Source organism: Pseudomonas sp. MF09156, from assembly GCF_059862305.1.
On the sequence record NZ_JCBCUR010000009.1, the window covers coordinates 206065 to 220572 of the forward strand.

Genomic DNA, 14508 nt, shown 5'->3' on the forward strand with positions numbered 1-14508 from the left:
TTAATAGAAATTTTTTGCCCTTCAGAAAAGTCATACATCACAAATCAGTTTGTGAAATATCATTTAGCATTTATTATCATTTGCATTGGAGTCGTATTCGCGCAGCGAGGAAGCGCAACGTTGTTGCCCCCTTCCTCACATTGACGCTTCGCCGTCCGGATCGACCATGCCCACTTGTACCCGACTCGCCGTGCCGTTTCGCCCGACCCTGCTCGCCCTGTGCTGCTCCCTGAGCTTTGCTGTCCACAGCGCCCCCCAACAAACCCCGCAGGATGCGAGCAATGGCCAGGCCCTGGAACTGGGGGCAACCAGCATCAGCGCCGAATCCATCATCCCCGGCGCCCTGCCCCCGGTGTACGCCGGCGGCCAGGTCGCACGCGGCGGGCAGTTGGGGGTCTTGGGCAACCAGGACATCATGGACGTGCCGTTCAGCATGGCCTCCTACACCGAACAACTGATTCGCGACCAACAGGCCGAGACGGTGGGCGATGTACTGCTCAACGACTCGTCCGTGCGCCAGGCCTCGGGTTACGCCAACCAGTCGCAATTGTTCGTGATTCGTGGCCTGCCACTGAATGGCGACGACATTTCCTACAACGGTCTGTACGGCATCCTGCCCAGGCAGATCATGTCCACCGACGCCCTGGAGCGGGTGGAAGTGTTCAAGGGCCCCAACGCCTTTATCAACGGGGTAACGCCCTCCGGCTCCGGTATCGGCGGCGGCGTGAACCTGCAACCCAAGCGCGCCGACGACGTGCCGCTGCGCCGCTTCAGCACCGATATCAGTAGCGAAGGCCGGATTGGCCAGCACCTGGATCTCGGCCAGCGTTTTGGCGAAGACAATCGTTTTGGGGCGCGGGTGAACCTGTCCCAGCGTGAAGGCGATACCGCCACCGACAATGAGAACCAGCGCTCCAAGCTGTTTGCCGTCGGCCTGGATTACCGTGGTGATGCATTGCGCCTGTCGGGGGATTTCGCGTATCAGAAGCAGCGCGTCAATGGCGGGCGCAACTCGGTGTTCCTCGGCCCCCTGGTGACCCACGTACCCGACGCCCCTTCCGCCGACACCAACTACGCGCCGCGCTGGAGTGCAACCAATATTGAAGACACCCTGGGCATGCTGCGCGCCGAGTACGACCTGAACGACAACTGGACCGCCTACGCGGCGGGCGGTGCCAAGCATACCCGGGAGATGGGCCGGTATTCCTCGGTGACCATCAACGACAACCTGGGCAATGCCCAGACCAGCGCCTCGACCATCGCCCACGAAGAAGACAACAGCAGCGCCATGGCCGGCTTGAAGGGCAATTTCCAGACCGGGCCGGTGAGCCACCGCCTGAATTTCGGCCTGGCCGGGATCTGGACCGAGGCGCGCAACGCCTATGTGTTCGACAGCGCCAAGACCAGCACCAATATCTACCACCCGGTAACCGGCGCCGAACCGCGCCTGAACAGCCCGCGCAATACCCCTGGCACCGACTTCAGCGACCCGACCATCACCGCCAAGACCTTCATGCGCAGCGCGGCGGTGTCCGACACCGTTGGTTTTATCGATGATCGCTTGTTGGTCACCCTGGGCCTGCGCCATCAGCAAATGGTGGTGCAGGGCTACAACTATATGAGCGGCAGCCGCACGGCCAACTACGATCAGTCGATCACCACACCGGTGTACGGCATTGTGTTCAAGCCTTGGGAGCATGTGTCGCTGTATGCCAATCGGATTGAAGGTTTGGCCAAGGGGCCTGTTTCGCCGGTTAACTCCTCTGGGCGTACGGTGATTGGCGGTGGCCAGGCGTTCGCGCCGGCACGCTCCAAGCAGATCGAGGCCGGGGTCAAGGTTGACATGGGCACCTACGGCGCGACCCTGGGTGTGTATCGCATCGAGCAGCCCGGCGCCGGCTACACCCAGATCATCGATGCCACCACCGCACGCTTCGTGCGTGAAGGCGAGCAAATCAACAAAGGCGTAGAGCTCAACGTATTCGGCGAACCGCTGGCCGGCCTGCGCTTGCTCGGCGGTGCGACGGTGATGAAAACCGAGCTCAAGGGCACCCAGAACGGCGCCAACGACGGCAACCGCGCGATTGGCGTGCCGTCGTTCCAGCTCAATGCCGGGGTGGAATGGGATGTGCCGGGCCTGCAAGGCGTGACCCTCAGCGGGCGCATGTTGCGTACCGGCGGGCAGTACGTGGATGCCGCCAACAACCTCAGCCTGCCGGCCTGGAACCGCTTTGACCTGGGCGCACGCTACAACTTCAAAGTGGACCAGCGCAGCGTCACCCTGGGGCTGAACGTGGACAATGTGGCCAATACCAAATACTGGGAGTCGGCAATGGGCGGCTACCTGACCCAGGGCGACCCACGGGTGGCCAAGCTGTCGGCGAGCATCGAGTTCTAACCGGCACTTTACTCAAGGCAGCAAAGTTTAAAGCTGGGAGCTGTCGAGCCCCGGCGAGGCTACGATGGCGGTGGGTCAGTCACCATCAATGCTGGCAATGCCGCCGCCATCGTAGCCTCGCCAGGGCTCGACAGCTCCCACAAGGGATCGGCGGCGCCTCCAACGTTGTATCAGACGATTGGACAGTCCTGTCCCAACTGCGTAGTTTTCACAGACCGCGCACAAGGACTCTGGCATGGCCCCCGATCTCACCTCCATCGAGCTGTTCCTCAAGACGGTCAAGCTCGGCAGCCTGTCCCGGGCGGCCGAGCAGTCGCACCTCTCGCTGTCAGCGGCCAGCCGGCGCCTGTCGTTGCTCGAGCAGCATTTCAAGGTCGCCCTGTTGCACCGCTCCTCCACTGGCGTCTCGCCCACGGCGGCCGGCGAGGTGTTGGCCGAGCATGGGTTGGCGATTTTGCGCGCAGTGGATGTGATGCACGCTGACCTCGCCGACTACGCCAAGGGCGCCACCGGCCGCGTGTGCCTGTATGCCAACAGTTCGGCGATGAGCCAGCAACTGCCCCGCCAACTGACCCAGTGGAACGCTCTGCACCCCGGCATCCGCCTGGATATCCGCGAAGAGCGCAGCCGCGAAATCCTGCAGGCGGTGCGCGATGGCGTGGCCGATGTGGGCATCGTCACCACCCAGCCGGGCGGCGAGGACTTGCGCTTTGCCCCGTACTGCCAGGACCGCCTGTGCCTGCTGGTGCCCGATGATCATCCGTTCAAGATGCGCCATGCGCGCTTTGCCGATTTGCTGGGCTATGACTTTGTGGGCCTGGAGGATAACGCCGCCATCACCGCGCTGATCACCGAAGCCGCCGCCGCGATTGGCATGCCGCTGCGCCTGCGGGTGCAGGTACGCAGCTTTGAAGCGGTGTGCCGGCTGATTGCCGCCGGGCAAGGGGTTGGCGTACTGCCCCAGGGCGCGGTGCAGATCTTTCGCAAGGAGATGGCCTTGCGCTTTATCGAAATCGACGACCCTTGGGCCGACCGCCAGATGTACCTTTGCATGCGCCAGCAACAGCCGTCTCCGACGAGCCTGGCGTTATTCGACTACCTGGTTACCTGCCACTGCGACTGATCACTGGCCTTCGATTTTTGCGAAGGCCGCTTCTGTAATCAGCAATTCCCCCACCGCTGCACCTGTGCCAAGAATGTCCCCGCCTCACTGACAACAACAAAAACAGGAGACACGGCGTGTCCAATTCCACGACCAGCACCCGCCATCGTATTGCGGTGATTCCCGGCGACGGTATCGGCCGCGAGGTGGTGCCCGAAGGCCTGCGCGTACTGGAGGCCGTCAGCCGGCGCTTCGGGATTGCGTTTGAGTTCGATCACTTTGCCTGGTGCAGCGAGCACTACCTGGCCCACGGCACCATGATGCCGGACGATTGGGCCGAGCAGATCGGCAGCCATGATGCGATCTTCTTCGGCGCCGTGGGTGCCCCGGACATCATCGCCGACCATACGGCGGTGTGGGAGTCACTGCTCAAGATCCGCCGCCAGTTCGACCAGTACGTCAACATCCGCCCGGTACGCCTGATGCCCGGCGTGCCCTGCCCGCTTGCCGGCCGTGTGCCGGGGGATATCGACTTTATCGTGGTACGCGAGAACACCGAGGGCGAGTACTCCAGCGTCGGCGGGCGGATGTGGGAAGGCACGCCGCGCGAGATCGCGGTGCAGGAGTCGATCTTCTCCCGCGAAGGCGTGGACCGGGTGGTGGACTACGCCTTCAAACTCGCCCAGCAGCGACCACGCAAGCACCTGGTGGCCGCCACCAAATCCAACGGCATTTCCATCACCATGCCGTTCTGGGACGAGCGGGTGAACCTGATCGCCCAGCGCTACCCGGACGTCAAGAGCGCCAAATTCCACATCGACATACTGTGCGCACACTTTGTGCAGCACCCGGACTGGTTCGATGTGGTGGTGGCCTCCAACCTCTTTGGCGACATCCTCTCCGACCTCGGCCCGGCCTGCACCGGCACCATCGGCATTGCCCCCTCGGCCAACCTCAACCCCGAGCGGCGCTACCCGTCGCTGTTCGAGCCGGTACACGGTTCGGCGCCGGACATTGCCGGGCTAGGCGTGGCCAACCCCATCGGGCAGATCTGGTCGGCTGCGTTGATGATCGAGCACCTGGGCAATGGCGACCCGCTGTACCAGCAGGCCGCAGCAGCGATTGTCTCGGCCATCGAGACGGTGCTTGCGCAAGGCCCGCGCACCCGGGAAATGGGCGGCAGCGCCAGTACGATCGAAGTGGGCGTGGCCATCGCCGAATGCATCGCCGGGAACAGGAGCTGAACATGATCAACGCACATTACATCGCCAACCAATGGCAAGCCTCGACGTCCCTGGAAGACATCCCGGTGATCGATCCCAGCAGCGGCGAAACCTACTCCAGCATCGCCCGGGGCACCGCTGCCGATGTGGACGCCGCCGTCCGCGCCGCGCGCCTGGCCGTAGGCGAAACCTTCGATGGCCCGTGGGGCACGTTGTCGGCCCTGGAGCGCAGCCGCCTGCTGGCCAGGCTTGGCGCGGCGGTGCTGGAGCATCACGAAGAACTGGCGCAGATCGAGGCGCGGGACACTGGCAAGGCGCTGAAAGTCGCGCGGGCCGATGCCACCGCCCTCGCCCGTTATTTCGAGTACTACGCTGGCGCGGCCGACAAGTTGCACGGCGAGACCCTGCCTTATCAGAACGGCTACACGGTGCTGACGGTGCGCGAGCCCCATGGGGTAACCGGGCATATCATCCCGTGGAACTACCCGATGCAGATCTTCGGCCGCAGCGTCGGTGCGTCCCTGGCGGCGGGCAACGCCTGTGTGGTCAAGCCGGCCGAGGATGCCAGCCTGTCGTTGCTGCGCCTGGCGCAGATTGCCGCCGAAGTGGGCTTCCCGGCCGGTGCGATCAATGTGGTGACCGGCTATGGCTACGAGGCTGGCGCGGCGTTGTGCAGCCACCCGGGTATCGATCACATCTCGTTTACCGGTTCCACCCTGACCGGCACGGCGGTGTCCAAGGCCGCCGCTGAACGGCACTGCCCGGTGACCCTGGAACTGGGCGGGAAATCACCGCAGCTGGTATTCGCCGATGCCGACCTGGAGCAAGCCTTGCCGGTGCTGGTCAACGCCATTGTGCAGAACTGCGGGCAGACCTGTTCGGCGGGCAGCCGGCTGCTGGTGGAGCGCAGCATTTATGAGGCGCTGGTGGAGCAACTCAGCCAGCGTTTTCGCGAACTGCGCACCGGGCCTTCGGCGCTGGACCTGGACATGGGCCCACTGATCAACCAGAAGCAGCAACGCCAGGTACGTGAGTTCGTGCGCGAGGCCGAACAGGCCGGCATCACGGTGGCCGCGCGCGGCCAGGTGGTGGCCGAGGCCGGCAGTGGTGGTTACTTCCAGGAAGCGGTGCTGTTTCGCGACGTGCCGCCCGACAGCCGCCTGGCCCGGGAGGAAGTCTTCGGCCCGGTGTTGGCCGTGATGCCTTTCGACGAGGAAGCCGAGGCGATCCGCCTGGCCAATGGCACCGAGTTCGGCCTGGTCGCCGGCGTATGGACCCGCGACGGCGCACGGCAAATGCGCCTGGCGCGCAAGCTGCGCTGTGGCCAGGTATTTATCAATAACTACGGGGCCGGCGGCGGGGTTGAACTGCCCTTCGGCGGCGTCAAGGCCAGCGGTTATGGCCGGGAAAAAGGCTTCGAGGCCCTGCTGGGCTTTACCACCTTGAAGACCATCGCGATCAAACACGGCTAAGCCATTACAACAACAAGAAAGGAGCACACTCCATGCGTCTAGCAAACAAAGTTGCCATCGTCACTGGTGCCGGTTCCGGCTTTGGTGAAGGGATCGCCAAGACCTTCGCCCAACAGGGTGCGCGGGTTATCGTCGCCGACATGAACGCCACCGGCGGCCAGCGGGTGGTCAATGAGATCGCCGCCACCGGCGGCCATGCCCATTTCGTCGAGGTCAATGTGGCCAACGACGAAAGCGTGGGCGCGCTGCTGCGCGCGACCCTGGAGCAATTCGGCGGGCTGGATATCGTCATCAACAACGCCGGCACCACCCACCGCAACCGGCCAATGCTGGAGGTGGACGAGGCCGAATTCGACCGGGTGTTCGCGGTCAACGTCAAAAGCATCTACCTCAGCGCCAGGCATTTTGTGCCGCACTTTCGCGGCCAGGGCGCCGGCGTGTTCGTCAATATTGCCTCGACCGCCGCGATCCGCCCACGCCCGGGACTGGTCTGGTATAACGGCAGCAAGGGCGCGGTGGTGGTCATGAGCAAGACCATGGCGGCGGAGCTGGGGCCGGACAATATCCGCGTCAATTGCGTGAACCCGGTGGTCGGCGCAACCGCGTTGCTCAGTGAGTTCATGGGCGTGCCGGACACCCCGCAAAACCGTCAGAAGTTCATGGCAACCATCCCCCTGGGACGTTTTTCCACCCCGCAAGACGTGGCCAATGCCTGCCTGTACCTGGCCTCGGACGAAGCGGCCTTTATCACCGGCACCTGCCTTGAAGTCGACGGTGGGCGCTGCGTGTAACTCAACGACCAAAGGGATCGGAGTCGATATGTGCGACTTACATAACAAGAACGAACCGAGCACCAAGCAGCTACTCGAAGGCCTGCCAAAGAACTGGGGTAAATGGGGACCGGACGATGAAGTCGGCGCCCTCAATTACCTGACCGAAACCGAAGTGCTGCGCGGCGTGGCCGCGGTGCGCCAGGGCAAGACCTTCACCCTGCAAGTGCAGATCGGCCATCCGGGCGGCGACCCGATGTGGCCGGCGCGCAACCCGTCGATGCGCTTCAACACCCTGGATCACAGCCACTACCACTTCGGCAAGCAACCCGAAATGACCGGCGGCGCGGCGTATTGCGACGATGTGATCTTCATGCAGCTGCAAGGCTCGACCCAGTACGACGCCCTCGGGCATGCCTGGTACGACAATCAACTGTGGAACGGCTACGACGCCATGAGCACCGTCGGCGGCATGGCCAAGGCCAGTGTACTGGCGATTGCCGAGCGCGGCGTGGTCGGGCGCGCGGTGCTGATCGACATGGCCCGCCATCGCGGCAAGAAATACCTGGGCCGTGGCGAAACCTTCAACCACCTGGACTTGCTGGCCGCCGCCAAGGCCCAGGGCGTGACCATCGAAAAGCGCGACATCCTGATCATCCGTACCGGCTCCATGGGCGCCTTCTACGAGTATGGCAAGACCGAGTTTTTCAAGGACCTGGTGGAGCCCGGCCTGACCTACAGCCGGGAACTGGTGGAGTGGTTCCACGCCATGGAAATCCCCAACCTGGTGACCGATACCATCGCTAACGAAGTGATCACCGATCCGGTGTCGGGGGTGCAGATTCCGTTGCATTGCGCGCTGATGCGCAACCTCGGCATCGCCTTTACCGAGATCGTGCTGCTGGAGGATCTGGCCGCCGATTGTGCCGACGACGGCCAGTGGAAGTTCCTCTACACCGCCGCGCCGTTGAAGATTGTCGGTGGCAGCGGCGCGCCGGTGAACCCGGTGGTGATCAAGTAGCTCACCAATCGTAGGACACGGCCAGGGACGCAGTGCGCTCCTGGCCGTAATAGCAACCAAAGGAGTAGTTGCAGGACGAGACGTACTCGCGGTCAAACAGGTTCTGCACGTTGAGGCTGGCTTCGGCCCCCTTGAATGTGGGGCTGACGCGGCTCAGGTCGTAGCTGACGGTGGCGTCAAAGACCACGAACGACGGGGTCTTGAAGGTGTTGGCCGAGTCGCCGTACTTCTTCCCGGTATACCGCGCACCACCGCCTACGGTCAGGCCGGCCAGGGTATCGCCGGCAAAGTGGTAGTCGGCCCAGGTACTGGCGCTCCAAGGCGCCTGCGCCTCGCTGCGGTTACCCTCTTCGCCGTAGTTGCTCTTGGTATAGATCACGTCCAGGTACGACAGCGCACTGATCAACTCCACCTGGCCAAACCGGGCCTTGCCTTCAAATTCCACGCCCCGCGAGCGCACTTCGCCTTCCTGCAACTGGTATTCGCGATAGACCAGATCGCCGGTCAGGACGTTTTTCTGTTTGATCTGGAACACCGACAAGGTCAGCAGCGACTGGTCGTTGGGCTGGTATTTGAGGCCCGCCTCATACTGCTCGCCTTCCACCGGTTTATAGGCGCCGCCGCCACGCTCCGGGGCCAGCCGGCCGACGCTGGGCAGAAACGATTCGGCATAACTGACGTAGGGCGCCAGGCCGAAGTCGGTGAGGTAAGTCAGGCCGACGCGACGCGTGAGTTGCTTGTCTTTCTGCGACACCGTGCTGTGGTCCAGCAGGTCGCGATTGATCACTTCGGCCCAGTCTTCACGCAGGCCCATGGTGAGGATGAAACGGTCGAACTTGATCTGGTCCTGGGCATACAGGCCGGTCTGCTTGACCGTGTTGTTCCACTTGGTGGTCAGTTGCGGCTGGCCAAAGGTGTGGTAGTTGGACGGTTTGTAGAGGTCGATGATTTCTGCGCCGGAGAGGTTGTAGCCCTGATATTTACGGGTGAACTCGCGGTGATCGAAGCCCACCAGCAAGGTGTGTTCCAGAGCACCGGTGGCGAACTTGGCCTGCAGGTTGTTATCGAGGGTGTAGGCGCTGTTGTGTTGGCGCCAGTCGAGCTTGGTGCGGCTGGCGCGGGTGTCATCGGTGCTGCCATCGGGCAGTTCGACGAAGCGGTTCAGGTAGAAACCTTTGTAGCGGTCGTTGACGTCGGTAAACCGTGCGGTCTGGCGATATTCCAGGTTGTCGTTGAAGGCATGGGAGAAGTCATAGCCCAGCACATACTGATCGCGAATGTAGTTGTTCCAGTCGGAGTCGCCGAGGAAGGTGTCGCGGTCGATGTGCTGGCCCTTGGAGTTGCGGTACAGGGTGCCAATGGCCGGTAACGCCTGGTAGTCGGCCAGGGATTTGTCACGCTGGATCTGCGCATAGATCGTCAGGGCAGTGTCATCCGTGGGCGCCCAGGTCAGGCTGGGGGCCAGCAAGGTGCGGCTGTCGGTGGCATGGTCGACCATCTCGTTACCGTCGCGGACCAGGCCGATCAGGCGGTAGCTCAAGGTTTTTGCCTCATCGAGGGGGCCGCTGAAATCCAGGGCGCCATTGACCCGGTCGTAACTGCCCAGGCCAAACTTGACCTGGTGCCGGGCCTCAGTGGTGGGCCGCTTGGACACCAGGTTGATCATGCCGCCCGGCTGGTTCTGCCCGAACAGCACTGAGGCCGGGCCCTTGAGCACTTCAATGCGTTCCAGGGTGTAGGGATCGATCTGTGGCGCGCCACCGAGGCTGCCGGCGTAAGGCAGATAGGCGCCATCGAGATACAACAAGGTGGGCGCGAAGCCACGGCTGGTCAGCTCGTCGGCGATGGTGTTGCGATCGGTATAGCCGTTGGTATCGACGCCTGGGGTGTAGCGCAAGGACTGGGTCAGGTTACGTGCGCCCTGGACCTTGACCTGGTCGGCGGTGACCACGTTGACGGTCTGCGGGATTTCCAGGATCGGTGTATCGGTCTTGGTGGCCGTGGCGCTGCGGGTGGCCACATAGCCATCCACCGGGCCCCAGGCATTTTCTGCTACCAGGCCGGTGACGGTGGTGGCGCCAAGGTTCAAGGCGCCGCCTTCGGGCAGCAGGTACAGGCTCCAGGTGCCATTGTCGGTGACGGTCAGGCCCAGGCCGCTGCCGGCCAGCAAGTGTTGCGCGGCCTGTTCAGGGCTGTATTGGCCCTGCAGCGCCGGCGCGCGGCGGCCTTGCAGCAAGGCCGGGCTGACCGACAGCGTGCGCCCGCTTTCCCGCGACAGCCGGCTCAGGCTATCGCCGAGGTCTGCAGCGGGCAGATTGAAATATTGCTGGGTGCTGGCGGCCGTATCGGCCAGGGCGGCCACGGGGTGGCCGACCACCGCCAGGGTTACGGCCAGGGTCAACAGGCAGGGACGGATCATCAAGGGTGCCATAGGGTGAGGATGCTCATTGTCAGGTTGGCGTTCCCTAACCTTGACTCGCGAGATCGGCGACCCCCTCACGCTGAGTGAAAATAATTCCCATTGTCGGCTCAACGCACGTCTATCAGGGTCAACCAGGGGCCGTAGTGACTGATGCGCAGGGGGAAGGTCTGGGCCAGCGACTCCAGGGTTTGCGCCGGATCATCCAGTGGGTACACGCCATAGACGCGTACTTTTGCGGCTTGCTCACTGACCCGCAATACGCCCCGGCGATACGGCCGCAGGGCGTCGATCAACAGGCCCAGGGGCTCATCACGGATATCCACGCGGCCGTCGCGCCAGTCCGCGCGGCTGCGTACCGAGAGCGGTACCGGGCGCACATCGACATCGCTGAACCACGCCGCCTCCCCCGCCTCTACACGGCGCTGGCTGCCGCCGAGCGTGGTGACCTGGACGCTGTGCAGCTGCACCGAGGTCAGGCTGCCGGTGGCCTCCTGGCGCACCATAAATTGCGTGCCCAGGGCCTGGACTTCGCCCTGGTCGGTGGCGATCACAAACGGCCGGCGCGGGTCGGCGGCGACGTCCACGAACACTTGGCCCTCACGCAGGCGCACCAGGCGACGGCTGTCACTGAAGTGGATGTCCACCGAACTGCGGGCATTGAGGCTCAGGCGGCTGCCATCGGCCAAGGCGAAAGTCTTGCGCTCACCGGTGGCGGTGTGGCGGTCGGCCCACAGGCCATTGAGCGGTTGGGCGCGGTCAAAGATCGCCGCACCGCTGACACCGAACAACACCAGGGCCAGGCCACCGCGCAGTACCTTGCGCCGCGCTTCGGAATCCGGCGTCGCCAGGGCCTGGGTAACGGCGCGCAATTGGCCGGGGCTACGGGCCTCGACGCGCTGCAAATCAGCAATCGGCTGCTGCAGCAAACTGCCCACACGCTGCCAGGCGACGGTGTGCTGGGGGTTGGCCCGCAGCCAGGCTTCGAAGGCTTGACGCAGCGCGGGGTCGTCAGCCCCGGCCTCCAGGCGTAGCAACCAATCCACGGCGGCGCGGGTGGTGGCGTCCACCTTGGGGTGGCTCATGTCAGGTCCGCCGACTCGGCCAGGCAATGCAGGAAAGCCCGGCGCAGATCACGCTCTACCGTGGCCAGCGACACGCTCAACTGCTGGGCGATGACGGGCTGCGACAAGCCCTCGAGGCGATTGAGCATAAAGATCTGCCGGACACGCGGCGGTAGGCCATTGAGCAGGCGATCGATGCTTTCCAGCGCTTCGCGCACCAGGGCCAGGTCTTCTTCCGAAGGGGTGTAGGCGTGCGGCAACTGCGCCAGGCTGTCGAGGTAGGTCTGCTCCAACCGTTTGCGTCGCCAGAAGCTGAACAACAAGCGGCGCGCCACGGTGCTGAGAAACGCGCGGGGCTCATCGAGTTGATGGAGCTGGCGCGCATCCAGAATGCGGATAAACGTGTCCTGGGTCAGGTCCGCGGCATCTTGCGGGCACTTGAGCTGACGATACAACCAGGCGCGCAACCAGCGATGGTTGTCGTCATAAAGCGTTGCCAGAAGGACCTTGGGATCGGTAGGAGTAGACACGCGGGCAGCCAAGCACGTTAATGATAATTCATCTCATTATCTGCGCAGGCTGTGGCTAAATGCAATCGCTTATCTACCCAGTGGAACCTCGCTCAAGACGGCTTGACGATACTGGCGCTAGACACGAGGGTCGCCCGATGTCTTGGCCGGCGTGGCGTACTGCGGTTTCAGGTGGCCTTGTTGATCGAGCAACCAGGCATCCATGATCTGGCGCACCACCGGGCCTGCCACCCGGCCGCCCGCCTCGCCGTTTTCAATCATCACTGAAATCACGATCCTGGGGTGTTCAGCCGGGGCGAAGCCGACGAACAATGCGTTGTCGCGGTTGCGCTCGCGAGTCTTCAGGCGGTTGTAGCGCTCGCCCTGCTTGATTGCCACCACCTGCGCGGTGCCACTCTTGCCCGCGATCCGATACTGCGCACCGGCGGCCGACGCCCGGGCAATCCCGCGCGGGTCGTGCATCACCATTTGCATGCCGTGGTTGACCTGATCCCAGTCGCGGGGGTTCTTGAGCACGACATTGGGCATCGGGTTCTCGTCCACGGGTGGCACACCGTCGATGGTCTTGGCCAGGTGCGGACGATTCCACACGCCCTTGTTGGCGATCAGCGCGGTGGCCTGGGCCAATTGCAACGGGGTGACCTGCATATAGCCCTGGCCGATGCCGAGGATCACGGTTTCGCCCGGGAACCAGGGCTGGCGCCGGGTTGCACGCTTCCAGGCCTGGGATGGCATCAGGCCGGCCGACTCTTCGAACATGTCCAGGGAGACTTTCTGGCCAAGACCGAATTCGGCCATGTAGTCGTGCAGGCGATCGATCCCCAGCTTGTGGGCCAGGTCGTAGAAGTAGGTGTCGTTGGAACGCATGATGGCGGCGTCCATATCTACCCAGCCATCACCGCTGTGGTTCCAGTTGCGGTACTTGTGATCAAAGTCCGGCAGTTGGTAGTAGCCGGGGTCGAAGACCCGGGTTTGCGCGGTGACCACGCCACTGTCGAGACCGGCGATGGCCACTTCCGGCTTGATCGTCGAGCCTGGCGCATACAGCCCGCGCAACACGCGGTTGAACAAGGGCCGGTCGAGGGAGTCATGGAGCGCGGCATATTCCTTGAAACTAATGCCGGTGACGAACGAGTTGGGGTCAAAGCTGGGTTTGCTGACCATCGCCAGGACTTCGCCGGTTTGCGGGTCGAGGGCTACTACTGACCCGCGACGGTCGCCCAGGGCTTCTTCGGCGGCTTCCTGGAGCTTGATATCCAGGCTCAGGACGATATTTTTGCCGGGAACCGGATCGGTATGCTTGAGCACCCGCAAGACCCGACCCTGGGCATTGGTCTCGACCTCTTCATAACCCACATGGCCGTGCAACTGCGACTCATAGAAGCGCTCGATGCCGGTTTTACCAATCGATTGCGTGCCACGGTATTCGACCGAATCCAGCTCCTTGGACTCTTTCTCGTTGATGCGCCCCACGTAACCAATGGAATGCGCAAAGTGTGCACCCAGCGGGTAGTGCCGCACGAACTGCGGCTCGACATCCACGCCTGGCAGGCGGAATTCGTTGACGGCCAATATGGCGATCTGTTCTTCAGTCAACTCATAGAACAACGTCACGGGCACGAACGGGTGGCGGGCTTGCTTCAGGGCCTTGTCGAATACGGCGCGGTCTTCGGGGGGCAGGTGCAGCAGAGCGATGATCGAGTCCAGCTCCCCTTTCAGGTCGGTAGCCCGTTCGCGGGTGATGGTCAGGTTGTAACTGGGACGGTTATCGGCCAGAACCACACCGTTACGGTCATAGATCAGGCCGCGGGTCGGGGTGATGGGCAGGACGTGGACACGGTTGTTTTCGGAGATGGTGGAGTGATAGTCGAACTCCACCACCTGCAGGAAATACATGCGGGCGACCAGGGCACAGGTGATGCCAAGCACCAGTATTGCGCAGGCCAGCAGGCGCTTGTTGACCAGGCGGTGCTCTTTTTCGTGGTCTTTGATCGGTATGGCTTCGGGCATTTCTACAGCATCTCGTTGAATAAGGGTGATGCCGCATCCTGCGGTTGAAAGGCCGTCCCTGAAAAAGCTGCTGCACCTTACCAAAAATACCGAAACACTTTGTATTGAATTGACCGAAGGGTGGTTGGGGGGTGGATAGCAGCGAAGCTGCGGGCTAGTCTTTGCGCGCGCCTTTTCGACCGCCCAAAACAAAACCCCAACTGCTTTCGCAATTGGGGTTTCGGAATTTAATCTTGACGATGACCTACTCTCACATGGGGAAACCCCACACTACCATCGGCGATGCATCGTTTCACTGCTGAGTTCGGGATGGGATCAGGTGGTTCCAATGCTCTATGGTCGTCAAGAAATTCGGGTACTGAGTCGTGGCATGTGCCTCGCTTCAGCAAATTGGGTATGTGACAGCTTTCGGTGTTTTGTGAGATTCGAACTTTCGGTTCATTTCGTCTTCACACACCGCAATCTGATGCTCTTTCGAGAAACAAATTGCTTGGGTGTT

Annotated in this window: 10 protein-coding genes and 1 rRNA gene; 6 read left to right on the forward strand and 5 right to left on the reverse strand. The window is 62.7% G+C overall.

Annotated features, from left to right (window positions below):
• Nucleotides 1-166: 166 nt before the first annotated feature.
• From AC19YY_RS20280 to AC19YY_RS20305, 6 genes are all read left to right on the forward strand, one after another.
• Nucleotides 167-2398, forward strand: coding sequence for a TonB-dependent receptor (locus tag AC19YY_RS20280; protein ID WP_500604740.1), 2232 nt, complete (start codon nt 167-169; stop codon nt 2396-2398).
• A 235-nt stretch (nt 2399-2633) separates the two neighbouring features.
• Entirely contained in the window at nt 2634-3521 is an 888-nt protein-coding gene (locus tag AC19YY_RS20285) for a LysR family transcriptional regulator (protein ID WP_492633481.1), read from the forward strand.
• A gap of 116 nt (nt 3522-3637) precedes the next feature.
• Entirely contained in the window at nt 3638-4744 is a 1107-nt protein-coding gene (locus AC19YY_RS20290; RefSeq protein WP_169957325.1) for a tartrate dehydrogenase, read from the forward strand.
• 2 nt (nt 4745-4746) lie between these two features.
• Nucleotides 4747-6195 (forward strand): aldehyde dehydrogenase family protein, encoded by a 1449-nt coding sequence (locus tag AC19YY_RS20295; RefSeq protein ID WP_170043684.1) that lies wholly within the window; start codon nt 4747-4749, stop codon nt 6193-6195.
• 32 nt (nt 6196-6227) lie between these two features.
• Complete coding sequence (locus tag AC19YY_RS20300; protein ID WP_169957322.1) at nt 6228-6986, forward strand: SDR family oxidoreductase; 759 nt, start codon at nt 6228-6230, stop codon at nt 6984-6986.
• Nucleotides 6987-7014: 28 nt separating this feature from the next.
• Nucleotides 7015-7986 carry a cyclase family protein gene (locus AC19YY_RS20305; RefSeq protein WP_169957320.1) on the forward strand — a complete coding sequence of 324 codons (972 nt, stop codon included), beginning with the start codon at nt 7015-7017 and terminating at the stop codon, nt 7984-7986.
• Nucleotide 7987: 1 nt separating this feature from the next.
• On the opposite strand, the gene AC19YY_RS20310 is transcribed toward AC19YY_RS20305, so the two are convergent.
• The 5 genes from AC19YY_RS20310 to rrf form a co-directional block, all read right to left on the reverse strand.
• Complete coding sequence (locus tag AC19YY_RS20310; RefSeq protein WP_500604741.1) at nt 7988-10405, reverse strand: TonB-dependent siderophore receptor; 2418 nt, start codon at nt 10403-10405, stop codon at nt 7988-7990.
• A gap of 110 nt (nt 10406-10515) precedes the next feature.
• Entirely contained in the window at nt 10516-11490 is a 975-nt protein-coding gene (locus AC19YY_RS20315) for a FecR family protein (RefSeq protein WP_169957317.1), read from the reverse strand.
• Nucleotides 11487-11999 carry a sigma-70 family RNA polymerase sigma factor gene (locus AC19YY_RS20320; RefSeq protein WP_057439140.1) on the reverse strand — a complete coding sequence of 171 codons (513 nt, stop codon included), beginning with the start codon at nt 11997-11999 and terminating at the stop codon, nt 11487-11489. The genes AC19YY_RS20315 and AC19YY_RS20320 overlap by 4 nt, the downstream gene beginning before the upstream one ends.
• A gap of 117 nt (nt 12000-12116) precedes the next feature.
• On the reverse strand, nt 12117-14009 hold the full coding sequence (mrdA, locus tag AC19YY_RS20325) for a penicillin-binding protein 2 (RefSeq protein WP_169957315.1): 1893 nt from the start codon (nt 14007-14009) through the stop codon (nt 12117-12119).
• Nucleotides 14010-14240: 231 nt separating this feature from the next.
• Nucleotides 14241-14356: ribosomal RNA gene (gene rrf, locus AC19YY_RS20330) — 5S ribosomal RNA — on the reverse strand.
• Nucleotides 14357-14508: the final 152 nt, after the last annotated feature.